The organism is Sulfurimonas sp. NW7, from assembly GCF_051132265.1.
Lineage (GTDB): Bacteria > Campylobacterota > Campylobacteria > Campylobacterales > Sulfurimonadaceae > Sulfurimonas > Sulfurimonas hydrogeniphila.
On record NZ_CP093235.1, the window covers coordinates 1661869 to 1688150 of the forward strand.

Genomic DNA, 26282 nt, shown 5'->3' on the forward strand with positions numbered 1-26282 from the left:
CAGATTTTATGAAATGTATAGTGTGTGAAAGTTATGCTTTTACACACATATGTTCCGCCTGCCAGACAAACTTTCTCTCCCCTGCTCTTTACAGAAGAAAACTCCCTAACGGTACCGACATCCTCTCTTTTTACAAATATGAGGAGATAAAAGAACTGTTGTTTACGAAACATACCGATATCGGTTTTTATATTTATACTATTTTAGCAAAACTCAGCTTTAAAAAATTTGCCAAAGAATTTCATACAAAAGAGAAATATATCTCTTTGGCAATAGATGACAAAAGTACAAGTGGCTATTCGCACACAGCACTGTTAAACCATGCACTTAAAACATACAATATCCGTCCGCTTTACAATAAACTTCGGGCACAAAACAGTGTTTCGTATTCGGGTAAAAGCAAACAATTCAGACAGGAAAATCCAAGAAACTTTCAACTGAAAAAGTTCAAAGATGATGAGAGTATCATTTTAGTTGATGATATTGTCACAACAGGGCAAACACTTGCACAGGCCTGTACAAAAGTTGAAGAACAGGGCCAAACCGTCAGTTTTTGCCTTACCCTGACTGATGTAAGTCTAAAATAGTCCTTTTAACAGATTTCCGACATCTTTTCCTATTCTTTTTTGTATCTCTTTTTTAATCGCTTTTGTTGCCTCTTTTTTGATAATCTGCTTTGCGTCTACCCCGATTTTCGGTCTGTTGATATTTCCTTTTAGCGTAACACTCAAAGGGTTGCCGTTCGCATTAATATCAATTTTTGCATCAATTGTATTGGCTTTTGTGTCAATTTTTGTATTTTTTGCCACAATGGAAGATGTATTTGACTTTAAATCCAACGAGGCAACAATTTTTTCTTTCTTTATTTTTGCATCTACATCTCCTTTAAAACGCTGTTTGTAGAGGTCTATATGTGCATATTTTTTTGTCAAGTCAAGTACCTGGTTAGGCATAAACGTACCATCGAAAAGCAATCCTTTAAAGTCACCTTTTTCATCTGCGAGATTATAAAGAAATTTTCCGTCTACAGAGGCCTTGAATATTTTAGGATACAGGAGCATATCTAGAACATCCAAAGTCTGCAGTGATTTTAAATTTGCAACAAAATCATCATTGTGCAGTTTTGCATCAAGTTTGCCGCCGGCTATATTTGAAAAAAGTGTAAAATCCAAATCTTTTGCTTTTTTCAGTATTCCATTGGCAGCCAAAGCACCTTTGAGATGCCGTTGCGTTGCAAAATAGAGTTGCTCAAGATTAGGAATTTTTACGGCATAGTCCGTCTGCAAAGAAGCCTCTTTTGTATCAAAACGTGCTTTTTTAATAACAAAATTCGCAAGCGTTGAAGAAAAATTTAATTTCGTGTCAATGATATTCTTACTGAGTACTGTATGTGTTGTAGCATGAAACTTTGTTCTTGGCATCATACTTTTAAACTTATACGCTTGGGTAATGTACCTTGTGTCTGCCAGCCCCTTTGTAATCTGAGATGTCACAACACCCTGCAGATTTTTCGGATCAGCATTGCTGATGTTCACATGCATGGTAAACAGTGCATCTGCATAATGAGGCTGTTTGAGCATATAAAGCAGTTTTTGAAGCTTGAGACCTTTTATATCCGCTTCAATGCTTTTGGGTGCAAAATCATGCAGTGTTGCTGTAAATGCTGTGTTTGAAGCAGCCAAGTCACTTTTTCCTTTGAGAATCATTTCTTCTTTATTGCCGACTACTGTTCCGTTGAGATTTAATTTTCCTCTTATATCAGCCGAAGTTATCGGTTTTAAAACAGCCAGCTCTTTTACATGTAATGCGTATTTTGCCTTTACATGTAACGGTGCCGGAACTATATTGCCTTGCGATGTCATTTTGGCAAGGTTAGAATTGAGATTATATCTATAATCAATTGCATCGCCTTTGAGCTTTGCATCCAAATTCATTGCAAATGCTGTTGGAGGAATAGTAATATTGAAATCTTTTTTCATCACGCTTGCGTTTAATTTTCCATTTTTTGTAACAAGAAGAATATCACCGTCAAGTTGATGCGGCGTAATGTTTGTAAAATTGACATTCAGATTCACCTGGGCACTCGCATACGGTTTTTGATTGATCATATGCAGTAAAGAGGCTAAATCGGCACGCGCTACTTTGGCAATAACTGCAGTGGGACTGAAGTCTGTCATAACAATTTTGTAGTCTGTTTTACTTTTGGCAACATCACTCTTTCCTAAAACAGTAAACAGTTTGTCATTCCCCTGTACCCTTCCCTCTGTAAAAAAGGCATCCTGCAACTGCATTACAGTCAAAGGCTGCAGCGTTGCCAGTTCTCCTAAATCAACACTGTATTGTATATCAAAAGATTTTGAAAGAATCGAATAGGTTCCTGCAGCTTTAATTGTATTGTTCTCATTTAATTGGAAAATTATTTGAAAATCACTCATTGATAAAGAAAAAACCTTTAGTTTAGAATCAAGTTTCGTCTCTTCTCTGATTTTACTCTCTATAGCGGGTTTTATCAATGAATTGCCAAAGCCTGTAAAGAGTATGACATACACGAAAATAAATATACCTACAACGCCAATAAAGAACCAAGTTAAATATTTCATAATATTTCTCCATAAATTTGTAGTATAATAATACTCAAGTGAAGCTTCATTACAGTTTTAAGAAGATGAAAACAAACTTGACAGGATGTGACTAAAGTTATTTTATATAAATCACACAACCATTACTTGACATTATTACACTCAATGTGTATAATACGTTATCTTTTCAAGAAAAAGGAGATATGAATCATTATGTCTGAAAAAGAAAATACAAATAATAACGAAATAGAGAATGATGAAGTCGCTGCTGAAGCTGAAGCAGTTGAAAACGAATTAGATTTACTGCAAAAAGAACTGGCAGAACTAAAAGACAAGTATGCACGTGTTCATGCTGATTTTGACAATATTAAAAAGAGACTTGAACGTGAAAAATACACTGCGGTTGAATATGCAAACGAAAAATTTGCAAAAGATATGATCCCTGTAGTGGATTCTCTTGAGATGGCCCTGCAGTCTGCTAATGCAGATGCCGAACCTCAGGAACTTATAGAAAAGCTCAAAGAGGGTATTGAACTTACACTCAAGCAATTTACTACAGCACTGGAAAAACACGGTGTAACAATGGTATCACATGAAGAGCCGTTTGATCCGAATATTCACAATGCCGTACAGAGTGTTGACAGTGATGAAGTTGAAAGCGGACAGATTGTCCAAACCTTTCAAAAAGGTTACAAATATAAAGAGAGACCATTGAGAGAAGCTATGGTTGTTGTTGCAAACTAGCTTTCAGTAAATGCAACCTAGGTTGCAAAAAAAAAATTTAAAAGAGCGTACAATTACACTGTTTTAAAAAATATAAAATTCAATTAAACTTAAAAAAAGGAAGAAAAAATGAGCAAAGTAATAGGTATAGATTTAGGAACAACAAATTCATGTGTGGCAGTATATGAGGGTGGTGAAGCGAAAATCATTCCAAATGCAGAAGGAAAAAACACAACACCTTCAGTTGTTGCATTTACAGACAAGGGAGAGGTTTTAGTAGGAGATCCTGCAAAACGTCAGGCTATCACAAATCCGGAAAAAACAATTTCATCTGTCAAAAGAATCATGGGTCTTATGATGAATGAAGAAAATGCAAAACTTGCACAGGAAAAAGTAACATATAAGATTGTAGACAAAGACGGTATGGCAGCAGTTGATGTTGCAGGAAAAATCTACACACCACAGGAAATTTCAGCAAAAATTCTTTCAAAACTAAAAGAAGATGCTGAAGCGTATCTTGGAGAAAAAGTTACTGATGCTGTAATTACCGTTCCGGCATACTTTAATGACAGCCAAAGAAAAGCGACAAAAGATGCCGGTACTATTGCGGGACTGAATGTACTTCGTATCATCAATGAACCGACTGCATCAGCACTTGCATATGGTTTAGAGAAAAAATCTGATGAAGATGTTTTGGTATATGACCTGGGTGGTGGTACATTTGATGTAACTACACTTGAAATTTCTGACGGAACATTTGAAGTTCTTTCAACAGACGGAAATGCATTCCTTGGTGGTGATGACTTTGACAACAAAATTGTTGACTGGTTAGCAAGTGAATTCAAAGCAAGTCACGGAATTGATCTTAAAAATGACAAAATGGCCCTACAGCGTTTGAAAGATGCTGCAGAAAGTGCGAAAAAAGAGTTAAGTTCGGCAACAGAAACAGAAATCAACCTGCCGTTTATCACAATGACAGAAGCAGGTCCGCAGCACTTGGTTGTAAAACTTACCCGTGCTAAGTTTGAAGGTATGATTGAACCACTTGTAGATGAGACAATGGATCATGTTCAAATTGCAATGAAAGATGCAGATTTAAGTAAAGGCGACATCAAAGAGATCATCATGGTTGGTGGTTCTACTCGTGTTCCTTTGGTACAAAAAAGAGTTTCTGACTATTTTGACGGCAAAGAGTTAAATAAATCAGTAAACCCTGATGAAGTTGTTGCTGCGGGTGCAGCTATTCAAGGTGGTGTATTACGAGGAGATGTTAAAGATGTTCTTTTACTTGATGTTACACCGTTATCACTTGGTATTGAAACACTTGGTGGTGTTGCAACGAAAGTTATCGAAAAAGGAACTACAATTCCTGTAAAAAAATCTCAAATCTTCTCAACTGCAGAAGACAACCAGCCGGCTGTTAGCATTAACGTTGTGCAGGGTGAGCGAGAATTTGCAAAAGACAACAAATCTTTAGGTCTGTTTGAACTGACTGATATTCCGGCGGCACCGCGTGGTGTACCTCAAATTGAGGTTACTTTCGATATTGATGCCAACGGAATACTGACAGTTTCAGCAGTAGACAAGGGAACTGGTAAAGAGCAAAAAATTACAATCTCAGGTGCTTCAGGATTAAGCGAAGAAGAGATTGAAAAAATGGTTCAGGATGCAGAAGCGCATAAAGCTGAAGATGAAGCAAGAAAAGCTGTTGTTGAACTCAAAAATCAGGCAGATGCATTGATTGCACAAACTGAAAAATCAATGAAAGAGATGGGAGACAACCTTGCAGCTGACGAAAAAGCAAAAATAGAAGCGGCTATCAATGATCTTCAAGATGTTCTAAAAGATGAAAACTCTACAAAAGAGCAAATTGAAGAGAAAGTAAAAGTACTTACAGAAGCAAGCCATAAAATGGCAGAGCAGATGTATAAAAAAGAGCAAGGCGGTGAAGCCGGAGCAGCAGATGCAGCAAAGAAAAAAGACGATGACGATGTTATCGACGCTGAGATAGAGTAAACACTCTGTCTCAACCCCTTCTTATTTAAAATCCTTCCTGGCTATTTGCCAGGCAGAATAAAAATCAACTATTTTCCCACCATATTGGGCCTGAAAAGCCTGTGCGTCTTTTAAAGATTTGAATGCATATTTACTTATTCTACTCATTGTAGCGGGTTTTTTACTTCCAACAACATAATAAGCTTCTGTTACAGGAACAAATTTCAAAGAACTCACATCAACAACTTGAGGATTTTCCAGTTCAGCACCTTCTTTAATATCTTTTGTCAAACAATGAATAGAACAGTACTGATGTGTTATCCCATTCTCTTTTGCCGCATGATTTGTTTTATAGAACTTTACCAAATTCATGCCGCATATATGGCAAGATTCTTTATGCTTTCCTTTTTGCAACAAAACAGCTTTTTCCTTAGAAACACTTTGGAACATTCTATGCACCGTTTTTTTTGTTTTATGAGGAGTTGCTTTGTGCAATGAAGTGCTGCATCCCGTCATCAATACGAGAGACAGTGAAACAAGTAGTGCTTTAACCATGTATTTTCCTTTATTTTTTTAGCATTTTATCAGTTTATTATTACAATAGTGTTAAGCTTGTCTTATGCTAAAAAAAATGAAACACTACCTCAAAGAAATTATCTTTTTTGTGATTACGATGACTCTTTTTGCAAATGCTTTAAGTTTGTACAGAAGTCAGGATTTATCACAGAGTCCCTTAACTGTTGACAGCTTTAAACTTATAAATAATCAAGAGTATCAAGTAGTAAAAAACAAACCGGTTTTAGTACACTTTTGGGCTAACTGGTGTCCTACATGTAAGCTTGAAGCTTCAAATATAGAATTTTTATCGCACTATTTTGAAGTCATTACCATAGCTGTGAAGTCAGGGAGTGATGAAAAGCTTCAAAAATATCTTGATGAAAACAATTACACTTTCAAAGTTGTCAACGACAAAAATGGAAAACTCTCCTCAATATTTCATATTTCCGGATTTCCGACAACTTTTATTTATGACAAACACAAAAAACTGGTATTTAGTGAGGTTGGATACACTTCAACGCCGGGGCTTTATCTAAGAATGCTGTGGGCAGAAAAATAGATGTAGCGTCTCAAACACGCTTACACTAAAGCATCATATATCCAATTCCCCGTATGGTTTTTATGTACTCTTTTGTATTTGCAGGATCTATTTGTACCGGAACAGATTTATGAACCAAATCCGCCCAGTATATCGTCCTGTACATCTTCAACAGGTACTTCTTTGTGATTGGAAAGAAAAAAGGATAAATCGTTAATATCCTGATCACTCAGTTTTTTCGCAAACTGCGCCATCATCTGCTGTGAAACACTGCTGGCCTTTCCTGCGCGAAAATCAATCAGTTTCTTTTTCAGGTAACTGCTTTTTTTGTTTGCAAGTCTCGGATAGGTACTGCTTCCTTCGGCAGATGGTCCATGACAACTTGAGCAGGCATTGGCAAAGAAAAGCATTTCACCACGATTGTAAGCATCTGAATCTGCATATATTTTCGTTAGCAGGATAACAAATAAAAAAATAAATCTCATTCTCATCTCCTCTTTGCTATAATTGTATCAAAAAGTAGTGACAAATTGAATAATTTTACCTTTGAATATCCTTATGTTTTCATCCTTTTACTTTTGGTAATCTGCATATATAAATGTCCTCTTACGCTCAAAAAAATTATTTTCCCGCACATACATCTCTTTTCAAAAAAAACCTCTTTCATCAACAAGGAAAAACTGCTCTATTCCCTGATTCTCTCCTCTATGATTTTTGCACTTGCCTCACCAATTGTATATGACCAAAAAAGTTCTTCCAAGCGAAAAGGAAGAGATTTGGTTTTTGCTCTTGATACCAGCGGTTCCATGGCGGAGAGTGGATTTGACTCAGAAAATCCGCAAAAAAGAAAATTTGATGCACTCAAGGAACTTTTAGCTTCATTTATATCCAAACGTTACAACGACAATGTCGGTGTAGCAATATTTGGAAGCTATGCCTATCCTGCCATTCCTTTGAGCTATGACATGAAGAGTGTTGCATTTTTACTGGATTTTTTTGATGTGGGCATTGCAGGAGAAAGTACCGCTATAGGAGAAGGACTGGCAACTGCACTCAAAATCCTCAAAAAAGGAAAAGCAAAAGAAAAAGTGATTATTCTAGTGACAGACGGCTATCAGAACAGTGGTGCTGTTTCTGTAAAAGAGGCGGTACAAAGGGCAAAAAAGCAGCATGTGAAAATTTATACCATAGGTATAGGAGACACCTCCTCTTTTGATGCCAATCTTCTCAAACTCATAGCAAAAAACACAGGTGCAAAAATGTTTGCGGCTAAAGATGTCAAGATGCTGCAAGAAGTTTATCAGGAAATAGACAAACTCGAACCAAGTGCCATTCGATCAAAACATTATCTTCATAAACAAAATCTCTTTATCTATCCGCTTACTTTGGCATTGCTCCTGCTGTTCTATCTTATTACAAAACAGAAAAAGGAAGTTTTATGACACTTTTGTATCCCTGGATTCTTTCTTTTCTGATTCCACTCTATTTTTACTATAAGAATGATATAAAAGAGACACAGCAAAAGACAAAAAAGCAAAAGAACCTGCTCTACCTTTCTCTGTTTTTTATGCTCATCGCACTCAGTCGACCGGTCATTACAAACAAACCGATCGAGCAAAAATTTGATGCACAGGATTATATTATAGCCCTTGATGCATCCTTTTCAATGCAGGCGGATGACCTGAAGCCAACACGCTATGAAGTGGCAAAAAAAAATATTGCCTCTTTGCTTAGGCAACTGAATCAGGATCGGTTCAGTATTTTTGCATTCACCTCCAATGCCATGCTCATCTCACCTCCGACAACAGACAGTACCATCAGTATGATGGCACTCAACTCTCTGGAGCCAAAATATATATTAACAAAAGGAACCTCCCTGCTCTCTTTGTTTCAAAGTATTGCCAAGACTTCCTATAAACAAAAAAATCTCATTATTTTCACTGACGGGGGCGAGGACAAAGATCTTGCCAGCCTCGTAGATATATGTAAAAAAAATAGCATCATTCCCTATATCGTTGCAACAGGTTCAACAAAAGGAACCACTCTGAAAAAGAACAACAAACCTATTTTGGACAATAACGAGAATCTTGTAATTTCAAGAATAAATCCACTTTTAAAACCGTTGGCACAGGAGTGCGGAGGAAAATATTATGAATTGGACACAGATTCAGATATATCAAAGGAAATCATCAGCGATCTTCAAAAACAGGGTACTGCCGTTGAATCAACGACAAAGGTACTCAGCTACCGGGAACTTTTTATTTTTCCGCTTTTTATAGCGCTGCTTAGTTTCTTTCTTGCTGTAACAAAACTGCACCAACTCTTTGTTTTTCTGCCTTTTATCATTCTGCCATACCCTGTTCATGCGGCCTCGCTCTTGGATTTTTATCATCACAACAAAGCAAATCAGGCATACAGGCATAAAAACTATGCAGCTGCTGCACAGGAGTTTCTCAAGCTTTCTCCCTCCCCTGCAAGCTACTATAACAGTGCAGTTGCCTATTGCAAAGCAAAAAATTACAAAAAAGCTGTAGAACTTTTTTCACAAATACGTTCCACAGATCCAAAACTCAAACAAAATATTTTTTACAATCTCGGCAATTGTGCTGTTGCCTTGAAAAAATACAGCCGAGCAATGCGCTATTACCAAAAATCATTGGCACTTGGATTTGACAAAGATGCTTTTTACAATCTCAGCCTTCTGTATAAACTGGGACTTCAGGATGAAAAAAATCTCGGACAAATGCTTCCAAAAACCAACAGGCAGCACAAAAAGCAAGATGATAAAAAACAAATGCAGAAAAAAAGCACAAACAAAAGTGCCTCATCGTCCAACTCACAGCAAAAAGCTTCACAAAAAAGCAGCGGCAGCGGAAAAAACAGCAAAAAGAAAAAAGAGAACCAAAATCTTCTACATGTAAATAAGAAAAACAAATCAAAATACAAGCTGGGATACAGAGCTTATGAACTCATAAACAAAGGATATACAAATGAAAAACACCCTTGGTAAGATATTTTTGCTTTTTATACTTTTTACTGTCTCACTTTTTGGTGCAGGCCAGCTGGCAACCTACAAACTTACAACCAATAAAAAAAGTGTCCACATCAAAGAACCTCTGCTCATTACCTTTCAGGCGGAACAGAAAAACCACAGTGATCATATGTTTTTTTCCTTTAATGTGCAAAAAAGCCCTGATTATGAAGTAAAACTTTTACAAAAAAGCATACAGGACAAAGGCTACCACAACACGAAGACAATCTTTAAGTTTATTCTCTTTGCACTCAAAGCAAAAACACTGCATGTAAATTTTGATTTTATTATTCGCACCGCCAGTGACAAAGCTGTCAAACAAAGTTATGTTGATGACCATGATGACAGTATAGCCATCAGCACCTATGATACAAAAATAGCGCTCAAACCTTTAACACTCAAGGTAGAAAAATTTAAAAAACATGTTGACCTGGTAGGAGATTTTAAAATCAGCTCTACAATTGACACCGATGAAATTGACCAGTACGGGATTGTCAATCTGCATTATATACTCTCCGGTACGGGTTACAAAGAAACAGCATTGAATATCCTCAATACGCAAATTGAAAATGTAAGCATATTTTCAAAAAGAAAAGACAAACTTTCCAGGCTTACAGAAGATGGGTATATTATCAATACAGAATATATATATGCCCTCAGCGCGGCAGATAATTTTACAATCCCCTCTTTTGCGTTAGAAGTTTATTCCCCGCGCAAAAACAGCTATTACACACTCCATACAAAAGCATATAAAGTCAAAGTAAAAAAAACAAATCCTGCACTCTTGTTAGACAAAACAAATGCCCCACAAAATGAAGCATGGATAAATTTTGCGCAGATAAAAACTTTTTTCATCTATACCCTGATTTTTTTAGCCGGATTTTTCACCGCAAAAATCAGTCAAAAATCATTTTTTACCAAAAAACAAGAAGAAGAGTTTGCAGATATTAAACGCGCAAAAGATGCAAAAGAATTGCTCTTGCTCTTAATAATGAATTATCAAAACAGAGGTTTAGATGAGGAGATTGCAAAGCTTGAGGCGGATATTCATAAAAAACATCCCCTCAATCTCGGAAAAATAAAAAAAGAGATACTGAAAAAGCTTAAGTAAAAAACTCGATATAGACTTTGTCAAGATATTTTTTTGCTTTTTCCGCTTTTTGAATTTTCGGTTCGAAAATCTCTTTCATTGCCGGATAGTTTTGCATATATTCTTGATACAAATCACATTTCATATCCATGTGTTTTTTAAATTCATTGACAACAGCCTGCATGTCTTCGGGTGTAGCAATCCACTGCATGAAATTTTTAAACATTCTCTCACGTACATCTATGGCAAAAGATTCGCCCAGTTCAGCTGCTATGCGTTTTAAATCCCATCTTGAAAAATAGATACCGCTTTTTGCCGGAGGCATAATCTCTGCATAAATGGCCTTTAAATAGTCTGGATAGTCTTCATACTCATCTTCTGCACAGCTTCCGTCATCACAGGCAGCCTGCATTGCCTGTTTTTGCATCATTTCAAATTCGTTTCTTAATTCATTTAAATCTTTTATATCCATAATTGTCTTCCTATCTTATATATTTTTCAAATATTTCTTTTGCTAAAGCTTCGCCAAGCAATGTACTGTTTTTCTCAAGATACGTTCCGATCAGTCGTTCACCGTCTCTTAAAACAAAATCACACTTGTTATACACCTGTACAAATTCATCTGCTTCATCCAGCAGTTCTACTGCACTCTCCTGATATTCTTCTGCTATATATGCACCGTTGACATGAGACTTTTTCATATTTGAAAGTGTATAATAAAAATCATCTTCGCGTATATTCATCGGTATCATCATGGCATCGGCATTATTTGCTTTTATCTCTTTGTTAAGTAAAATAAACAGTCTGTTTGGACTGGCATGTTCAGCAATAAGCCCAAAGAGCTTTGTCTCTTTTTTGATCCCGTCATCAGCATTCATTGTCTCGACTTCTGCCATTCTTTCACTCATTGTATCCCCCATAGTTCTTTTGCTTCTTCTTCTTCAATCCTGCATCTGTTACAGATTTTCTCTCCACCCTGATAGGCAAAAAAGTTCCCGCATTCATCACATCTTTTAATGTCAAAACGCACCAGGGTTTCAATTTTCGGTTCAAAAAAAGTACTGAGCGAAAATGTTTTTCTCAGTGTGAGAGAATGCGGTTCGCAGACATCATGACAGCTGTGACACTGTACACAGGCGAGCGGATTAAAATCAATTTTACTGCCTCTGTGATCTGAGCTCAGAGCACCGGTCGGACAAATTCTGTAACACATCTGGCAATTGGTACATGTAGTCTCATCCAGATCCTTTTGTGAAATAAATGAGATGTCCTCTACAGAAATCGTATGATACATTTCAGGCACTTTGGCACGTTTCATAGCCATAAGCAACAGACTTCGCCTGTCCGGTATATTCTTCTCTTTGATTTTCATAATATCTTTTGCTGTAACTGTATGTGTCTTTACATTCGTATCACTCGCATCAACTTCATTTTGGAGTTGATGCTTGATGGATATTGCAGTTTTGACACCCTCTTTTGAGAGCAGTTTACGCCGGCTTAAAGTATCACTTTCTTTTTTTATTTCAAAATTTAATGCTGCAACATTTAGGCTTTTTTCCTGTTGCATCGCTTCAAGCAGGAAATTCACCTCTTCTGCTCTGTTGTTTATAACAGCAAGATTTGTTTTTGCTATTTCACACTCTGCACAGGGTCCCACATCCAGAGTAATTTTTTCTGAAGATATCAATGCAACACTCAATAACTCTTCAACACTCAATGAGGCTATACAGGGGAAATTTTCGTCCTTACATGTAAGCACACTCTTTTCATCTTCTAAAAACTGGAAAATATAATTCATTGGGTTAAAATCATCCAGTGTATATGCCGCAGTAGGGCAAACTGCATTACAGCCTCCACATCCAACACATTCACTCGGTGTAAAAGAGATTGCAGAGTTTTCCAGATGAATTGTTTGAACAGGACATGCCTGCACACATTTGTCACATATTGCAAACTTGTTTGAAGTATGTACGCATTTGCTGACATCTAAAGTTAAAAGGCTCATGCTTGGTGATTATATCCGCTGTTTTTTAATTCTGTGAGGTATTCAAAGTCACTCATAATGAACTCCAAAGCCAAATCAGCCGCATCAAAATAAAAAGCCGTGCCTGCTTCACTTTTCACATTTAACAGATACATTGGCGCCCACTCCAAAATATGGTCTCGCATAAAACCGTACTGAATCTGTGCTATCTCCTGTGCCACTTTAGAGTTCCCCTCTTCAAGTGCCTTTAGCTCTGCTCTGCAGAGTTCATACATAAACTCAAGTTCAATCGCTATATGGTCAGCAGCCATAACTCGTGCTTTGTCAAGCTGTACATTAAATTCAAAAGCATTAAAAATGGCCTGTACAGGATTGTCGCCACCTGTTTCAAGCATCTGATCATCTCTCGTGTAGAACGATTCATACGGAATAAGATGGAGTAAAAAAAGGTTAGTAAAATCAACATTCAGATATCTTTCTATCAAATCTTTTGAATCAAGCTCTTTTCGTTTTTTCCATTCTTTGAATGTTGGAAAAAAAGAGAGCATATTTTCGTCTTCTTCTATTGATTTTAATAGCCCTTCATCAATTTCACTCATCATTATTCTTGAGATAAGTGCATACAAATTTATTCTTGCAATCTGCTCTTGTTTTAAATCATTATTCATTAAAAATGTGCCTTTTGGAAATTTTCTTATATTAGAAGTATAGTAAAGCCACACTTGAAGTGGGCTTTACCTTTGTTGTTAAACGTCTTTTATATTGAACTCATAAGCCTTTTGGCTTGGTTTCACCGGACGTTTAATATGATATGGACGGCGTAGTTTGTCTGCCGCAGTCAACGGACGAGTCAACTGATCTCTCCATGCCTGATACACTTTAAAGTTGTTTTCATAGTTCACTTTAATATCACCTATTTTGTCATCAGCACCTGCTTTGGTAATGATAACTTTTTGGTGCCAGCCGTGGTTTCCGGCAATAGGATCCGGATGACAAGGGGCTACCGCATTTTGCCATGCACCACTGAGTCCATCCCACCAGATATTGTCAAGATCTTTGTTGTACTCTTTAAACTGCCATGCATGATGCGGTTTGATACCTTCAGTCGGTTTCATTGTTCCGACTTTTCCGTCATCAGTCATTTCATATTTAGGAGAACCCAAACTCATAATACCAAGCTGATGCTCAAATCCCGGAATAGTTACAGAGTCTTTGAGTTTCCAGCGGCCTGCATGGTGTGAACATGCAAGAACACCAGGACGTGTTGCTTCAGTTGGCACAGCCATTGCAATAAAGTAACCGCTTTTAATACCTGTAAGAGTATCCTGTATTTGTACTTTAACTGCATCTCCGCGTTTGATACCGAGTTTTTCAGCATCTTTTGTATAGATCCAAATAGGATTGTGGTTTTGTGAAATCTCCATCAAGTGTTTAGAGTTCACAGAACGCGTATGAATATTGTACGGCAGACGATAAATCGTATTGAGTGCAAATTCATTGTCCGCTTTCATGTGCTTATGGTGAACCTGTGTTACAAGGTGTACCATTTTGTCGCTCTCTGCATCATTTCTCGGATAGATTGGAATAGCATACTCCGGCCATTTCCATTCTTCAGCCAACCACTCAGAGAAAAATTCAAGCTTTTTACTCAATGTATGGAAACCTTCACGAAGTTCTCCGTCAATTTCAGCACCGATAGATTTTTTGAAGTTTCCGTCTTGTACCCATAATGCACCGAATTCATCCTTGGTAACTTCGTCTTTGGAATATTTATGACCGTGTGCATGGTAATATGTTCCGTCAAATTCAAGTTCTTCTTCCTGAGGCTTGTATACATCAGTTTTTTCTGTCCAGGCACCATGATCTCTCATGTAGCTGTAAACAGGGAACTCTTCTTTTGCATACAGTTTTGTCGCTTCGGCTTTTAATTTCGGTAAAAGACTCATCGCCGCATCAAAATACTCAGGAACAGTTACCGCACGGGACGGATCTTTTTTACTTGCCCAGTATTTTCTGATGCCCAATGAACCATCCGGATCTACATAATCTACAATTAGATTTGGCCAGAATTCACTCTCTTCCCATACTTCACCCAGACCGAATTTCATGTGTGCTTCAAGTGTAGCACGTTCCGGTCTTTTTGCTTTCCAACCTGATTTTTCAGCAGCAACACGAAGAACCGCCTGACGGAATTCTATACGCTGTTCCGGTTTTGAAGGCGTTGACTGTTGATCGTTTCTCTCACCCGCAAGTCCAACAGGAAGTACATAATCACAGTACCAGTTTGTTTCAGACCAGGTAGGAGAGAGGTTAAATGACAATTCAAATTTATCTTCACGCTTGAGTGCTTCTATCCATCTGAATCCATCCGGATTAATCCATAAAGGATTGTGCATTCTTGGAACATAAACAGCCATAGATTTAGGAATCTTCAGTCCGCGTTTCGTCCATTTCTCATGCCATGCATCATCCATCATAATCTGTGGCATCATGTAACCCATCTCATATGTTGAAATAGGATACTCCGGCGGCCATGCAATTTCATTCCATGCATCAGTTTTTTCAGGGTGTTTTCCTGCAACTGTGGCTTTGTCACCTTTTCCTGCAACTGAAATTTCATGCCAGTGGTGCATACCTACTCCACCGATATCTCCACGCATAGCTCCGACAAAAACAAGAGGCAGGAAACCTGCACGTGTATTCATCCAGCCACCACGGTGACCGATTGGTCCTGCACGCCATAAATATGTAGCAACTTTAGCTCCTGCAGGTACAAACATCTCCCACAGTTCATCCAGTTTATATTCCATACCTTCGAGTTTACACTCTTTAACAACAAACTCTTTAGTATACGGAGCGTACAACTCTTTTGCAACTTCTATAAAAGACTCATAACTGTCATCTTTTGGCATTTTAGAGATATATCCGTATCCAATCATCTTTTGCAGATAATCTTTGTTGGCCATCAGTCTGTCCCAGTTAACCCACTCTTTTACAAATTCATGATTTACAATATCTGACCCGTCTTTTTTCTTTTCATTTAAAATACGGTTTGTCAAATATAGATAAAGTGCTGCTTCTGTTCCCGGCCAACACGGAATCCATAAATCCGCCATACCCGCTGAGTTACTCATTCTAGGGTCAATAACAACCATTTTTGCACCACGTTTGCGCGCTTCAGCAATCAAACCGGCTGACTGTTGGAAATAGTGACCCGCATCTGCTGCATGTGAAGACTGTAAGAATATCAGATCTGCATTTGCCCAATCCGGTGAGTTTCTGTCATCATTTGCCCATTGGATAGTTCCCTGACGAGCCCCTGCCGAACAGATATTGGTATGTGAATTGTATCCGTCAATTCCTAAAGATTGCGGAACACGCGGACCAAAGCCGTTTTCGTTTGGACGACCGACATGGTACATGATAGATTTTTTAGAAATCTCATCACCTTTTGCAAGTGTGTCATGCATTTTCTTCCCGATAGCAGCCATTGCCTCATCCCATGTTACACGAACCCACTTTCCTTCACCACGTTTTGAACCCGGCGCACGTTTAATAGGAAACGGAATACGATCAGGATCGTACATTTGAGAAGTTACAGCATACCCTTTGGCACAGTTTCTGCCTCGAGAACCTGTGTGTAATGGGTTACCCATATACTTTCTTACCGTCATAGTATCTTTGTTAACCCATGCAGTTAGACCACAACCCGCTTCACAGTTTGAACAGACTGTTGGAACAATTGTATAGTTGTTTACCTGGATACCGTCAGGATTGTCGGCAGATCTTACGCCATGGCGTTCGATACCGCCACGTTTCCAGTCATCTCCGTCGAGCTCCGCAAAATTGTCCCACTCTGATTGGTCAGGATAAAAAGAAATTGTATCAGGAGTGTTTGTAAACTTACTTTGGCTAACAGATTCGGCAATTGCATCTGTTGCAAATACCCCTTTAGCAATAGCTACACCAGCTACGCTGAATGCAGCACCTTTTAAAAATGTTCTTCTACTTTGTAAATACATTTATACTTTCTCCTTAACTCATTGGTAATAATTGTGGAATAACTAGCCAAACATGCTTCACTACCCACAGACCTACGATAGCTAAAATAGCTGCGAGGTTTAAAAGACTGCTACTGTTACTTACTCGTGAAAGCGCAACCAGTATCATTGGTAAGATATATGCAACCCACTGTCCAATCCAGAACATTGTAGCATACTCACCATCGCCTTTAACATAGCCTAAGATAGCTGCAACTTCTTCAGCTTTCATAGCACCGAAAATATACTCTGACATATAAATAATAAATGCCATTAAAGCACTTAATCCTAAAATCGCTCCAAAGAAATTTTTCGTTTCATCGCTTAATTTAGAACCGCCGAGAAGGATAATTGCCGCAGAACCGGAAAGTGTTGCTGCCAAAATCATTTGTGCTGATTCTGTCGGCATCTGCCATAATTCTCTTGCTGTTGCTTCAGCCATAATACCGGCAGTATAAAGTGTTACTGGAATTGCCAGCAGCGTTACCCAAAAAAGTGTTTTATCAAAAAAGGCGGTAGGCTGTTTTGTCAGCAAACATTTCTCTTTTCTGATCATTACTGCAATCATGACAAATTCAAGACCTACAAAGAGTGTTGCCATCCAGGCACCCACTGTAATTGCTGATGTCCAGTGAGGATAAAAGAATATATGCCACATTCTCCACATTTGATGCAGGTCCAACCATGTGAAAACCAGGAAAATATTCATAAAGACAAAAGAAGCAATCATAACCGGCGTTCGCAGTCCGTTCATTTCACTCGGATTTTTCTTTAATAAAAGAAAAAGCATAAATACCAGACCGGTACCGATACTTTTTGCCCACATATTCATTGTTACATACCAACCCCAGAATATATCAGGAATTGCAACATCTAGAGTTACTACAGCATTTGTTGCTGCTAAAGTTTCATGTACCATTAGTGATGCCCCCCTAGTGGAAGTGTTGTAATATTGTTAAACAGGTTATACCCTTCTTCTCTTCTTGATGCAAGAGGATTAAGACTCGCTTGTCCTGCTCCGACATAATAGTGATGAGGATTTGTTCCCTTCTCAGGTTTACGAACCTGTACATCTCTGTGATCTTGAATATATCTTGAAATATTTGATGCAGGATCTTCCAAGTCACCAAAAATATTTGCTTCTACCGGACATGCAACCACACAGGCCGGCATCATCGAAGATGCAATACGGTGTGCACAGTAGGTACATTTATCAGCAGTCTGCGTTTCAGGATCAATGTATATTGCACCGTACGGACAGGCCATTACACAACCGGCACAGCCGATACATCTCTCTTTGTCAATGTTTACAATACCATTCTCAATATAGTGAAGAGCGGATACCGGACAAATTCTTTCACATGGTGCATTTTCACAATGATTACATCTAAGAGGGGTGAATGTTCTCTTAGTTTCAGGGAAAGTTCCCACATCTACATATTTAACACGAAGTCTCCATGTACTAAGCGGAACTTCATTTTCCACTTTACATGCGATCTCACAACCTTTACAACCCATACACAGGTGTAAATCAACTAGGAAACCTAATTGCATATATTCTCCTTTGGCCTTCAGTGGCTTTTTTAAGATTTATAACTACGACTTATTAACACTAAAAGAAGCCCTTATGCGCGGCATTTCAGGCTTTTTTTACTGTAGATATATTAACGCATGAACCTTAAAGAAGTAATAAAAGAGTGATATATTTTTGATAATTTTTTTGTAATGGGTATATCGGGAAAATTAATATTTCAAAGATTTATATTAGTTATAAAATAAAATTTTATAACTAATATATTATAATCAGATAATTATTTATTTTAGGCGAACACGGACAGACTGTTCATGAGCCGTTAATCCTTCTGTATTTGCAATCAAAGCGCACTCTTCTCCAATCTCATTGATAGCATTTTTACTGAATGAAATAATAGAACTTTTTTTCATAAAATTTTCAACACCAAGCGGTGAATAAAATTTTGCTGTACCCCCAGTAGGAAGCGTGTGGTTTGGTCCTGCAACATAGTCGCCTATAGCCTCAGGTGTGTTGTGTCCCAAGAATATTGCTCCGGCATGCTTGATATACGGCAAAAGTTCAAAAGGGCTCATCGTAGCGACTTCAAGATGTTCGGGCGCTATTTTGTTCATCAAACCAACGGCTTCATCCATATCTTTTGTTACGATGATTGCCCCTCTTTCTTCTATGGATTTTCTGGCTATTTCCTGGCGTGAAAGTTTTGTTAGCCATATTTCAATTTCATCTTTTACAGCATCGGCCAGTTTTTGCGAGGGTGTAATCAAAATAGAACTTGCCATTTCGTCATGTTCTGCCTGAGAAAGCAGATCTATAGCCAAGTGGTTGGCATTTGCACTCTCATCTGCCAAAATACCTATTTCACTTGGCCCGGCTATCATGTCAATATTGACTTCACCGAAAACCATTTTTTTTGCAGTTGCCACAAAAATATTTCCGGGTCCTGTTATAACATCCACTTTCGGTATTGTCTCGGTTCCATACGCCATTGCGGCAATAGCACTTGCACCACCCACTTTATATACCTCACTCACACCACAAAGATGACAGGCAGCGAGTAAAAGCTCATTTGGTTCATTATCCGGTGTCGGCGTACAGATAATAATATTTTCAACACCTGCAACCTGCGCAGGAATAACATTCATAAGCAAAGATGAGGGGTAAGCTGCTTTTCCTCCCGGAATGTAGAGCCCTGCACTCTCAACCGGAGTCACCTGCTGTCCCAAAATCGTTCCGTTTGCTTCTGTATCAAACCATGATTTCGGTTTTTGCTTTTCATGATATGCTTTTATTCTGTCATAGGCAAGATGCAGGGCATCTTTAAGCTTTTTGTCAATATTTTCATAGGCTTTTTGCATAGATGCAGTCGTTATTTTCAAGTCTGCATCATTTTTTGGTGTCCAGTTGTCAAACTTACTGATATGTGATCGCAAAGCCAGATTTTTATCTGTTTTTATATCTTCAATAATATCATTTACTATGCCGCTCACATGGGCAATATCCATCTTTCCGCGCGCTAAAAGTTCTTCAAACTTTCCATCAAAATCATTATCACTGGATTTTACAAATATCATTACTTTTTCACTCTCTTTTGATTTGTATTAAATTCTTTTTGCACTATCTCTAATGCCTGTAAAAACACATCTTTTTTTGCATATCCCAAAAGTGGCTGAAACATAGGATCACCATTTGGTAACAAAAACCATATTCCCGGAAGGCCCGGAGTATTTTGTGCCAGTACAGCCGGAATATAATCTCTTTTGTCCGTCCATGAACGAACAGCAATAAAATTTTTATTTATCTTTTGCACAACTTTTTCATCTTTAAGTGTTGTTTTATCAAGAAGCAGACAGTATTTGCAAGAGTGACTTGAAATAATAAAAAGAACAGGTTTATGCTCTTTTTGTGCCTGAACCATCCCTTCTTGATAGTCTTTTGCCCAGTGTATCTCATCAGCCATCAGAGATGTTGTGAATACAAATGCCAGTACCAATAATAATTTACCCATGTTTTTTTACCTTTTTTAAGAGTTCTTTTGCACATTCCTGTGCTGATTTTCCAGTAACATCTATGATGATATCTGCCAACTTCAGATACTGAGGTCGTCGTTCATCATAAAGTTTTTTTGCTTTTTTCAAATCAGCAAGCAACGGTCTTTTTTTCAATTTTCTTGTTGCATTGGGGTGTTCTTTTAATCGTTTAATGATAGCATCAAAAGGAGAATCCAATAGAACAATTGTACCTATTTTTTGTAAATTTGTCTGTTTGTAGAAACCGCCGCCGGTAGAAATCAGCGTATCATGTACACTTGTTTCCAGCCATTTTGCAACCCGTTTTTCCAGTTTTCTAAAATACTCTTCACCGTTTTCTTCAAATATCTTTTTAATTTTTCTGTTTTCCATGCTTTCTATAATGTCATCAGTGTCTATCGTCATATACGAAGAATATTTGAGCGCTTCGCGCGCTATACTTCCTTTGCCTACACCCATGAAACCTATCAGTACAATGTTTTTCATTTGATATCCCATACAAATTTAAAATGATTTTATCATATTTAGCATAAAAGTTTTCCATTTATCAACTGTTGGTATAATATCTTCTTTAAAAAATCAACAGTAGGTTTATTATGAAAAACAAAAAGTTTATCACTCTAGGATTTGCATCGGTTGCGACATCAATAGCGCTTATGCTTTCTTCTTCTTTATTTGCAGAGAGTTCCATAAAAGATGCACAGGCTTCTAGACTTCAGGCTTTGGAGAAATTCACGAAAGTCATCAGCATAGTACAACAATATGATGTTGATGATGTAACGATAGAAGAGCTTATAGACAAAGCACTTGACGGTATGATGAAAAATCTTGATGCCCATTCAAATTATCTGACAGAAAAAGATTACAAACGATTAAAAGTACAGACAGAAGGTGAATTTGGCGGTCTGGGAATTACTGTTGGTATGAAAGACGGTGCACTCACAGTTATATCTCCTATTGACGGAACACCGGCAGATAAAGCAGGGCTCAAAGCAGGTGATATAATTTTAAAAATTGACGACAAATCTACTATTGGCATGACTATAGATGAAGCGGTATCCCTTATGCGGGGAAAAGTCGGAGAACCTATTGATTTGCTCATCGTCAGAGAGGGAGAACTCAAGCCTCTTTCTATCCATATTGTCCGTGATATAATCAAAATAGAATCTGTACACGCAAAAGTAATAAATAATGATATTTTATACATACGCGTTGCCAGTTTTGACAAAAAAGTTGTAGAAGATGTTACGAAAGAGATAAATAAACGCAAAGCTTCCACTAAAGGTATTATTTTAGATTTAAGAAACAATCCCGGCGGATTACTTGACCAGGCAGTAGGTCTGGTTGACTCTTTTGTAGACAGCGGCGTGATAGTTTCCCAAAAAGGAAGACGAAAAATTGAAAACAAAACCTACAGCGCTCATGCCTCAAACACTCTGACAAAGGTTCCTTTGGTTGTTTTGGTCAACGGGGGCAGTGCCAGTGCCAGCGAGATTGTCAGTGGGGCTCTGCAAGACCACAAACGCGCTGTGCTCGTAGGAGAAAACACTTTTGGCAAAGGAAGTGTACAGGTTGTCCTGCCTATTACAAAAACAGAAGCAATAAAACTTACTATTGCCAGATACTACCTCCCAAGCGGAAGAACCATTCAGGCGGTAGGCGTGAAGCCTGACGTAGTCGTTATTCCAGGTGAGCTTAAAACACATAAAAATGAGTTTGCCATAAAAGAAGCAGACCTGAAAAAACATCTGCAGGAAGAACTTGAAAAAGTTGACGGGAAAAAAGAAGAGACTAAAGAAGATAAAAAAGATAAAAAAGATATAATTACGCCAGAAATGCTCAACAAAGACATTCAACTCAAAGAAGCCGTTGACATCATAAAAGCTCTTGTTATAATGAAAGGATAAAAAACGTGAAAAAAAAAGAATTACTTTACGAAGGTAAGGCAAAAAAACTCTACGCGACAGAAGATGAAAATTTAGTCATTTCTGAATTTAAAGATGACTTAACAGCATTTAATGGCGAAAAAAAATCCAGCGAAGTCGGAAAAGGAGCACTGAACAATAAAATTTCTACAGAATTGTTCAAACTCTTGGAAAAAAATGGCATTCCTACTCATTTTGTGAAAATGCTTGATGACAATCACATGCTTCATAAAAAAGTTGATGTTATCCTCATAGAGGTCATTGTTCGCAATATTGCAACGGGAAGTCTTACCCGCAACCTTGGCATTGAAGACGGTACGGTTCTTCCTTTTACTCTTGTAGAATTTGACTACAAAAATGATGAACTTGGTGATCCTAAACTCAATGACCAGCATGCACTGATTCTTGGACTGGTTGATTTTCAGGATGAGCTTGACAAACTTCGCCGTATGGCTCGACAGGTAAATGATATTTTAAAGCCTTATTTTGCTCAGAAAGGTTTGAATTTAGTTGATTTTAAACTTGAATTCGGAAAAGACAAAGAGGGAAATATCATTCTCATTGATGAAATTTCACCGGACAACTGCCGTTTTTGGGACATACAAAGTGGTGAAAAAATGGATAAAGACAGATTCCGACAAGGACTAGGTGGCGTTACAGTAGCTTACGAGCAGGTATTAAACAGAATTTTAGGAAAATAACAAATGAAAGCAATAGTAAATGTATTTTTAAAAGCAGGCGTATTAGACTCGCAGGGAAAAGCTGTACATCATGCCCTTAACTCTCTGCAATTTGGTAATGTTGAAGATGTTCGTGTAGGCAAACAGATCATACTCAAAATTAATGAAACAGATAAAGAAAAAGCAATGTCTGATGTGACAAAAATGTGTGAAGATCTTTTGGCAAACACCGTAATTGAAGACTATACTATAGAGCTTGTATAATGAAAGTTTCTATTTTACAATTTCCGGGAACGAACTGTGAATATGATACACAGTATGCTTTTGAAAAACTTGGTGCGACAACACAGATAGTATGGCACAAATCTACAACAATACCCGAAGATACTGATTTGCTTGTAGTAGCAGGAGGGTTTTCCTATGGTGATTACCTCAGAAGCGGTGCTATTGCGAAATTCAGCCCTGTTATGTCTGCAGTAAAAGAGTATGCAGAAAATGGCGGAAAAATTTTAGGTATTTGTAACGGTTTTCAGGTTTTAACAGAAGCAAGACTTCTTCCCGGCGCACTGAAGCGGAACGAAGGGCTGCACTTCATTTCAAAACATCACCATCTTCGTGTAGAAAACTGTGACAATATTTTTTTAAAAAAACTGCATACCGGCGATGTTGTAAATATACCAATAGCACACCATGACGGAAACTATTACATAAATGACGAGGGTCTGGCAGAGCTTGAAGCCAACGGACAAATACTTTTGAAATACACTGACGCAAACGGTGAAATACAAAATCCTAACGGAAGTGTTGCAGGCATTGCAGGTGTTTGCAATAAAGAAAAAAATATTTTTGGCCTTATGCCGCATCCAGAACGCGCTATGGAATCTCTCTTGGGAAGCGATGACGGAATAAAAATGCTAGAAGGATTTTTAGCGTCGTGATCAAAGCACTTTTAATTGCTCTCATTTTCATCACATCACTTTTTGCAAATAAAGTGATTTATCTCAGCTATGATGAAATTCCGACAAGAGTTATTAAAGGTGAAATATTTCCCGTAACTTACAAAACACTCTCAACAGTAAAAAACTTTGATGATGTTTTGTATGAATTTTCAAATCATCAAGGTATCAAAATCCTTGATGAAGCACCCCAGAGAGTGCAAAAAGGAAAGTATTATTTTGATACTTTTCATATGCTGGCAACACAAAAACAGGCAAAACTTCCCGATATTGAAGCTTTTTTAATGGCACCCCATGATTACAACAGCACAACGCTTCAAGGTCCGAACCTTAATGTAATTACACTCAATCCCGGGGAAAACTTTTCCAATATCATAGCCAATAGTTTTACTGTTCAAGAGTATAAAACAACAGTGTATGACGATACACACAACATTGTTATATTTGTTGCCTCAGCACAAAACGCTGATCTGAATGAAATCCGTTTTAAACATGTATACAAGCAGGGACTTGAATCAATTTCCGGTAACTACAGGGAAGGGAAAATTATATATTTTGTTATTATTGACAAAAAAATAGAAAATTTTTCTTTTTCCTATTTTAATTTGCTTAAAAATGATTATGCTTTAGTCACGATCCCGATTATAGTCAATGATGACAGTGTTACCACACAAAGTGACTTGCGACCGCGAGACCAGTCACATGATACAATCAAGATGTATATAGCGGCTGCTGTGGCATTCTTAGGTTTTATTCTAATTCTTGTACGTCGTAAATATTTCTATCTGATTTTTATTATCATACCATTAATTTATATAATTTATCTGGCAATACCCCAGAAAAAAGTATGTATCAAAGAGGGTACACCTCTTTATCTGCTGCCGGTAGACAACTCTACTGTATTTGAAACAACACAAACACAATACCATTTAACGAAAGAAGGACAGGTGCGAAACTTTATAAAAGTAAAACTGAAAAACAATAAAATAGGCTGGGTGAAAAATGAAGATACTTGCTCATATTAGTTGGGCTTATGCCACGTTCATTATCTTTACAGGGCTGACTTTTTCCATAATTTTATATCCGATTTTACCTCGTCCCTATGCAAGAAAAGCAGTAGCATGGTTTATCAGGCTCACTACATTTTTTTCTACAACAGTCGAAGGAAAAGAAGACCCCGATGCACAAATGTTTTTAGTAAACCACCAAAGTGATTTGGATATCGGTATTTTGGAGACTGTTACAAATAAAGATATAACATGGGTTGCAAAAAAGTCTCTTTTTGATGTACCGTTTTTTGGTTTGGCAATGAGTATGCCAGAAGATATAGAAGTAGAAAGGGAGAGCAAAACATCTCTCATCAAACTGCTTCGTGCTGCCAAAGACAGGCTGAAAAAGAAAAGAGTCATTACAATGTTTCCAGAAGGCACACGTTCAAAAGGAGCCAAAATGCTCCCTTTCAAGTCAGGAGCCAAAGTCATAGCAGATCAATACAAGCTCAAAGTGCAGCCTATCGTTCTTATAGAGACTGCAAAGTGCTATGATCTGAAACGTTTTTATTATGTTCCCCGAAATATAAAAGTTGTTTTTCTTGACTCTTTTATTGCTGATAAAAATGATCCGGACTGGTTAAATGAACTAAGAAAAAAAATGCAAAAGGTATATGATCATGAGCTGGCAAACAATACTTGCAATAGGTAGCGGCGGATTTATCGGAGCAGTATTACGCTCATACATTAACGGGCTTATTTCCCACAGAGTACCGCATGAACTCCCTTTTGGGACACTTGGTGTCAACCTCATAGGAAGTTTTATTATGGGTGCGCTTTTGGCATATTTTATGTATTCAACTTTTTTAACACCCCATATGAAATCTTTTCTCTCAACAGGAATTTTAGGTGCATTGACCACCTATTCCACCTTTGCCATTGAAAGTTTTTTGCTTTTGGAAGGAGGGAGTATCGCGTTGGGGCTTTTAAATATGGCACTGAATGTTTTTGGAACAGTATTTATGGCGGGAAGCGGTTATTATCTCATCAACCATTTTTTCAAATCCTGATGACCTCATCTGCGCACCAGGATGCCAAGTCCATGTCATGGGTAATCAAAAGCATTCCCATTGAGTCAAGATTTTTTATAAGCATTTTCATCACTTCAAGCTGAATCACATTATCAAGTGCCGATGTCGGTTCATCCAGTAAAAGGAGTTGCGGCTTCATAAGCATAGCTCTTATGATAGATGCACGCTGAAGCTGTCCGCCTGAGAGTTCATGCGGCAGTTTTAAAAGCAGATCATACTCAAAACTCATATTTTCCATCAAACTGTTGAGATTATCCAAAGATGCCACATCTTTTATTTGGTGCAATAATGTATAACTCGGATGAAAGGAACTGTAAGGATCTTGAAAAATCTCAGACACCCTTGAAACTTTAATCGTACCGTTTTGTGGTTTGAGATTTCCGAGTATAAGTTCAAAAAGTGTACTTTTGCCGGCTCCGCTCTCTCCGACTATAGCCTTTAACTCCCCCTGTTTTAAACACAGTGAAAAGTTTTCAAAAAGAGGCTTCTTATTTGTATAGCCAAAGCTTACATTTTTTATCTCTAAAACAGTATCTTGCAAA

The 26282-nt window shown here is 37.7% G+C and carries 28 protein-coding genes; 14 read left to right on the plus strand and 14 right to left on the minus strand.

Translation table 11 applies throughout. The features are described 5' to 3' along the window. Window positions 1-8: 8 nt before the first annotated feature. Window positions 9-587: a ComF family protein gene (locus tag MLC35_RS08695; protein WP_434636599.1), complete on the plus strand. Its 579-nt coding sequence runs from the start codon at window positions 9-11 to the stop codon at window positions 585-587. Here MLC35_RS08695 and MLC35_RS08700 read toward each other — a convergent pair. Next, on the minus strand, window positions 579-2600 hold the full coding sequence (locus tag MLC35_RS08700; RefSeq protein WP_434636601.1) for a hypothetical protein: 2022 nt from the start codon (window positions 2598-2600) through the stop codon (window positions 579-581). The genes MLC35_RS08695 and MLC35_RS08700 overlap by 9 nt on opposite strands. Before the next feature lie 192 nt (window positions 2601-2792). Here MLC35_RS08700 and grpE point away from each other — a divergent pair, with 192 nt between their 5' ends. Together grpE and dnaK are read left to right on the plus strand one after the other, a co-directional pair. Beyond that, the gene (grpE, locus tag MLC35_RS08705) at window positions 2793-3323 is read left to right on the plus strand and encodes a nucleotide exchange factor GrpE (RefSeq protein WP_151899839.1); all 531 of its coding nucleotides are present in this window, start codon (window positions 2793-2795) and stop codon (window positions 3321-3323) included. Window positions 3324-3431: 108 nt separating this feature from the next. Continuing rightward, a complete protein-coding gene (dnaK, locus tag MLC35_RS08710) occupies window positions 3432-5318 on the plus strand; it encodes a molecular chaperone DnaK (protein WP_434636603.1) in 1887 nt (628 codons plus the stop codon). Window positions 5319-5339: 21 nt separating this feature from the next. Here dnaK and MLC35_RS08715 read toward each other — a convergent pair whose 3' ends face one another. Beyond that, a complete protein-coding gene (locus tag MLC35_RS08715) occupies window positions 5340-5852 on the minus strand; it encodes a nitrous oxide reductase accessory protein NosL (RefSeq protein ID WP_346389904.1) in 513 nt (170 codons plus the stop codon). A gap of 64 nt (window positions 5853-5916) precedes the next feature. On the opposite strand from MLC35_RS08715, the gene MLC35_RS08720 reads away from it, so the two are divergent. Next, window positions 5917-6414 carry a redoxin domain-containing protein gene (locus MLC35_RS08720; RefSeq protein ID WP_434636605.1) on the plus strand — a complete coding sequence of 166 codons (498 nt, stop codon included), beginning with the start codon at window positions 5917-5919 and terminating at the stop codon, window positions 6412-6414. Window positions 6415-6521: 107 nt separating this feature from the next. Here the strand turns inward: MLC35_RS08720 and MLC35_RS08725 are convergent, their stop codons facing one another. Continuing rightward, complete coding sequence (locus MLC35_RS08725) at window positions 6522-6878, minus strand: c-type cytochrome (protein ID WP_188110038.1); 357 nt, start codon at window positions 6876-6878, stop codon at window positions 6522-6524. 45 nt (window positions 6879-6923) lie between these two features. Here MLC35_RS08725 and MLC35_RS08730 point away from each other — a divergent pair, with 45 nt between their 5' ends. The 3 genes from MLC35_RS08730 to MLC35_RS08740 are packed head-to-tail and all read left to right on the plus strand — an operon-like array spanning window position 6924 to window position 10535. Then, a complete protein-coding gene (locus tag MLC35_RS08730; protein ID WP_434580128.1) occupies window positions 6924-7835 on the plus strand; it encodes a VWA domain-containing protein in 912 nt (303 codons plus the stop codon). Continuing rightward, window positions 7832-9403 (plus strand): vWA domain-containing protein, encoded by a 1572-nt coding sequence (locus MLC35_RS08735; RefSeq protein WP_346389903.1) that lies wholly within the window; start codon window positions 7832-7834, stop codon window positions 9401-9403. Before MLC35_RS08730 ends, MLC35_RS08735 begins: the two co-directional genes overlap by 4 nt. Then, window positions 9384-10535, plus strand: a complete 1152-nt coding sequence (locus MLC35_RS08740; protein WP_346389902.1) for a hypothetical protein — start codon at window positions 9384-9386, stop codon at window positions 10533-10535. Before MLC35_RS08735 ends, MLC35_RS08740 begins: the two co-directional genes overlap by 20 nt. Here the strand turns inward: MLC35_RS08740 and MLC35_RS08745 are convergent. The 10 genes from MLC35_RS08745 to MLC35_RS08790 all read right to left on the minus strand — a co-directional run bounded on the left by MLC35_RS08745 (window position 10528) and on the right by MLC35_RS08790 (window position 20585). Then, window positions 10528-10986 (minus strand): hypothetical protein, encoded by a 459-nt coding sequence (locus MLC35_RS08745; protein WP_346389901.1) that lies wholly within the window; start codon window positions 10984-10986, stop codon window positions 10528-10530. The genes MLC35_RS08740 and MLC35_RS08745 overlap by 8 nt on opposite strands. Before the next feature lie 10 nt (window positions 10987-10996). Continuing rightward, the gene (locus MLC35_RS08750) at window positions 10997-11422 is read right to left on the minus strand and encodes a hypothetical protein (protein ID WP_434636607.1); all 426 of its coding nucleotides are present in this window, start codon (window positions 11420-11422) and stop codon (window positions 10997-10999) included. Then, window positions 11419-12519, minus strand: a complete 1101-nt coding sequence (locus tag MLC35_RS08755; RefSeq protein ID WP_434636609.1) for a 4Fe-4S dicluster domain-containing protein — start codon at window positions 12517-12519, stop codon at window positions 11419-11421. Before MLC35_RS08755 ends, MLC35_RS08750 begins: the two co-directional genes overlap by 4 nt. After that, the gene (locus MLC35_RS08760; RefSeq protein ID WP_346389898.1) at window positions 12516-13166 is read right to left on the minus strand and encodes a TorD/DmsD family molecular chaperone; all 651 of its coding nucleotides are present in this window, start codon (window positions 13164-13166) and stop codon (window positions 12516-12518) included. The genes MLC35_RS08755 and MLC35_RS08760 overlap by 4 nt, the downstream gene beginning before the upstream one ends. Window positions 13167-13244: 78 nt before the next feature. Beyond that, window positions 13245-16520: a molybdopterin-dependent oxidoreductase gene (locus MLC35_RS08765; RefSeq protein ID WP_346389897.1), complete on the minus strand. Its 3276-nt coding sequence runs from the start codon at window positions 16518-16520 to the stop codon at window positions 13245-13247. Window positions 16521-16533: 13 nt separating this feature from the next. Next, entirely contained in the window at window positions 16534-17457 is a 924-nt protein-coding gene (nrfD, locus tag MLC35_RS08770) for an NrfD/PsrC family molybdoenzyme membrane anchor subunit (RefSeq protein WP_434636611.1), read from the minus strand. Then, a complete protein-coding gene (locus MLC35_RS08775; protein ID WP_151899823.1) occupies window positions 17457-18092 on the minus strand; it encodes a 4Fe-4S dicluster domain-containing protein in 636 nt (211 codons plus the stop codon). The genes nrfD and MLC35_RS08775 overlap by 1 nt, the downstream gene beginning before the upstream one ends. Before the next feature lie 261 nt (window positions 18093-18353). Continuing rightward, the gene (hisD, locus tag MLC35_RS08780; RefSeq protein ID WP_434636613.1) at window positions 18354-19643 is read right to left on the minus strand and encodes a histidinol dehydrogenase; all 1290 of its coding nucleotides are present in this window, start codon (window positions 19641-19643) and stop codon (window positions 18354-18356) included. Then, window positions 19643-20077, minus strand: a complete 435-nt coding sequence (locus tag MLC35_RS08785; RefSeq protein ID WP_151899821.1) for a thioredoxin family protein — start codon at window positions 20075-20077, stop codon at window positions 19643-19645. Before MLC35_RS08785 ends, hisD begins: the two co-directional genes overlap by 1 nt. After that, window positions 20070-20585 carry a shikimate kinase gene (locus MLC35_RS08790; RefSeq protein ID WP_151899820.1) on the minus strand — a complete coding sequence of 172 codons (516 nt, stop codon included), beginning with the start codon at window positions 20583-20585 and terminating at the stop codon, window positions 20070-20072. Before MLC35_RS08790 ends, MLC35_RS08785 begins: the two co-directional genes overlap by 8 nt. A 110-nt stretch (window positions 20586-20695) precedes the next feature. Between MLC35_RS08790 and MLC35_RS08795 the strand changes: the two genes are divergently transcribed. Genes MLC35_RS08795 through crcB form a run of 7 tightly spaced genes read left to right on the plus strand, consistent with a single transcriptional unit; the run spans window position 20696 to window position 25719 of the window. Continuing rightward, the gene (locus tag MLC35_RS08795) at window positions 20696-22006 is read left to right on the plus strand and encodes a S41 family peptidase (protein ID WP_151899819.1); all 1311 of its coding nucleotides are present in this window, start codon (window positions 20696-20698) and stop codon (window positions 22004-22006) included. Between the two features lie 5 nt (window positions 22007-22011). After that, complete coding sequence (purC, locus tag MLC35_RS08800) at window positions 22012-22725, plus strand: phosphoribosylaminoimidazolesuccinocarboxamide synthase (RefSeq protein WP_151899818.1); 714 nt, start codon at window positions 22012-22014, stop codon at window positions 22723-22725. A gap of 3 nt (window positions 22726-22728) precedes the next feature. Then, window positions 22729-22968 (plus strand): phosphoribosylformylglycinamidine synthase subunit PurS, encoded by a 240-nt coding sequence (gene purS, locus MLC35_RS08805; RefSeq protein WP_151899817.1) that lies wholly within the window; start codon window positions 22729-22731, stop codon window positions 22966-22968. Then, window positions 22968-23642: a phosphoribosylformylglycinamidine synthase I gene (gene purQ / locus MLC35_RS08810; RefSeq protein ID WP_346389896.1), complete on the plus strand. Its 675-nt coding sequence runs from the start codon at window positions 22968-22970 to the stop codon at window positions 23640-23642. Before purS ends, purQ begins: the two co-directional genes overlap by 1 nt. After that, complete coding sequence (locus MLC35_RS08815) at window positions 23639-24685, plus strand: hypothetical protein (protein ID WP_434636616.1); 1047 nt, start codon at window positions 23639-23641, stop codon at window positions 24683-24685. The genes purQ and MLC35_RS08815 overlap by 4 nt, the downstream gene beginning before the upstream one ends. Continuing rightward, the gene (locus MLC35_RS08820; RefSeq protein WP_434636618.1) at window positions 24663-25361 is read left to right on the plus strand and encodes a lysophospholipid acyltransferase family protein; all 699 of its coding nucleotides are present in this window, start codon (window positions 24663-24665) and stop codon (window positions 25359-25361) included. Before MLC35_RS08815 ends, MLC35_RS08820 begins: the two co-directional genes overlap by 23 nt. Next, entirely contained in the window at window positions 25330-25719 is a 390-nt protein-coding gene (gene crcB / locus MLC35_RS08825; protein WP_151899813.1) for a fluoride efflux transporter CrcB, read from the plus strand. Before MLC35_RS08820 ends, crcB begins: the two co-directional genes overlap by 32 nt. Here the strand turns inward: crcB and MLC35_RS08830 are convergent. Continuing rightward, complete coding sequence (locus MLC35_RS08830) at window positions 25709-26281, minus strand: ABC transporter ATP-binding protein (RefSeq protein WP_346389894.1); 573 nt, start codon at window positions 26279-26281, stop codon at window positions 25709-25711. The genes crcB and MLC35_RS08830 overlap by 11 nt on opposite strands. Between the last annotated feature and the right edge of the window lies 1 nt (window position 26282).

Bases quoted from the DNA above. Each gene is read 5' to 3' on its own strand.
- dnaK (WP_434636603.1), top strand. From the start codon at position 3,432: ATGAGCAAAGTAATAGGTATAGATTTAGGAACAACAAATTCATGTGTG.
- MLC35_RS08760 (WP_346389898.1), bottom strand. From the start codon at position 13,166: ATGAATAATGATTTAAAACAAGAGCAGATTGCAAGAATAAATTTGTAT.
- MLC35_RS08695 (WP_434636599.1), top strand. From the start codon at position 9: ATGAAATGTATAGTGTGTGAAAGTTATGCTTTTACACACATATGTTCC.
- MLC35_RS08715 (WP_346389904.1), bottom strand. From the start codon at position 5,852: ATGGTTAAAGCACTACTTGTTTCACTGTCTCTCGTATTGATGACGGGA.
- crcB (WP_151899813.1), top strand. From the start codon at position 25,330: ATGAGCTGGCAAACAATACTTGCAATAGGTAGCGGCGGATTTATCGGA.
- MLC35_RS08750 (WP_434636607.1), bottom strand. From the start codon at position 11,422: ATGAGTGAAAGAATGGCAGAAGTCGAGACAATGAATGCTGATGACGGG.
- hisD (WP_434636613.1), bottom strand. From the start codon at position 19,643: ATGATATTTGTAAAATCCAGTGATAATGATTTTGATGGAAAGTTTGAA.
- MLC35_RS08720 (WP_434636605.1), top strand. From the start codon at position 5,917: ATGCTAAAAAAAATGAAACACTACCTCAAAGAAATTATCTTTTTTGTG.
- MLC35_RS08785 (WP_151899821.1), bottom strand. From the start codon at position 20,077: ATGGGTAAATTATTATTGGTACTGGCATTTGTATTCACAACATCTCTG.
- grpE (WP_151899839.1), top strand. From the start codon at position 2,793: ATGTCTGAAAAAGAAAATACAAATAATAACGAAATAGAGAATGATGAA.
- purQ (WP_346389896.1), top strand. From the start codon at position 22,968: ATGAAAGTTTCTATTTTACAATTTCCGGGAACGAACTGTGAATATGAT.
- MLC35_RS08820 (WP_434636618.1), top strand. From the start codon at position 24,663: ATGAAGATACTTGCTCATATTAGTTGGGCTTATGCCACGTTCATTATC.
- MLC35_RS08745 (WP_346389901.1), bottom strand. From the start codon at position 10,986: ATGGATATAAAAGATTTAAATGAATTAAGAAACGAATTTGAAATGATG.
- MLC35_RS08725 (WP_188110038.1), bottom strand. From the start codon at position 6,878: ATGAGATTTATTTTTTTATTTGTTATCCTGCTAACGAAAATATATGCA.
- MLC35_RS08700 (WP_434636601.1), bottom strand. From the start codon at position 2,600: ATGAAATATTTAACTTGGTTCTTTATTGGCGTTGTAGGTATATTTATT.
- nrfD (WP_434636611.1), bottom strand. From the start codon at position 17,457: ATGGTACATGAAACTTTAGCAGCAACAAATGCTGTAGTAACTCTAGAT.
- MLC35_RS08795 (WP_151899819.1), top strand. From the start codon at position 20,696: ATGAAAAACAAAAAGTTTATCACTCTAGGATTTGCATCGGTTGCGACA.
- MLC35_RS08740 (WP_346389902.1), top strand. From the start codon at position 9,384: ATGAAAAACACCCTTGGTAAGATATTTTTGCTTTTTATACTTTTTACT.
- MLC35_RS08735 (WP_346389903.1), top strand. From the start codon at position 7,832: ATGACACTTTTGTATCCCTGGATTCTTTCTTTTCTGATTCCACTCTAT.
- MLC35_RS08775 (WP_151899823.1), bottom strand. From the start codon at position 18,092: ATGCAATTAGGTTTCCTAGTTGATTTACACCTGTGTATGGGTTGTAAA.
- MLC35_RS08790 (WP_151899820.1), bottom strand. From the start codon at position 20,585: ATGAAAAACATTGTACTGATAGGTTTCATGGGTGTAGGCAAAGGAAGT.
- MLC35_RS08755 (WP_434636609.1), bottom strand. From the start codon at position 12,519: ATGAGCCTTTTAACTTTAGATGTCAGCAAATGCGTACATACTTCAAAC.
- MLC35_RS08765 (WP_346389897.1), bottom strand. From the start codon at position 16,520: ATGTATTTACAAAGTAGAAGAACATTTTTAAAAGGTGCTGCATTCAGC.
- purS (WP_151899817.1), top strand. From the start codon at position 22,729: ATGAAAGCAATAGTAAATGTATTTTTAAAAGCAGGCGTATTAGACTCG.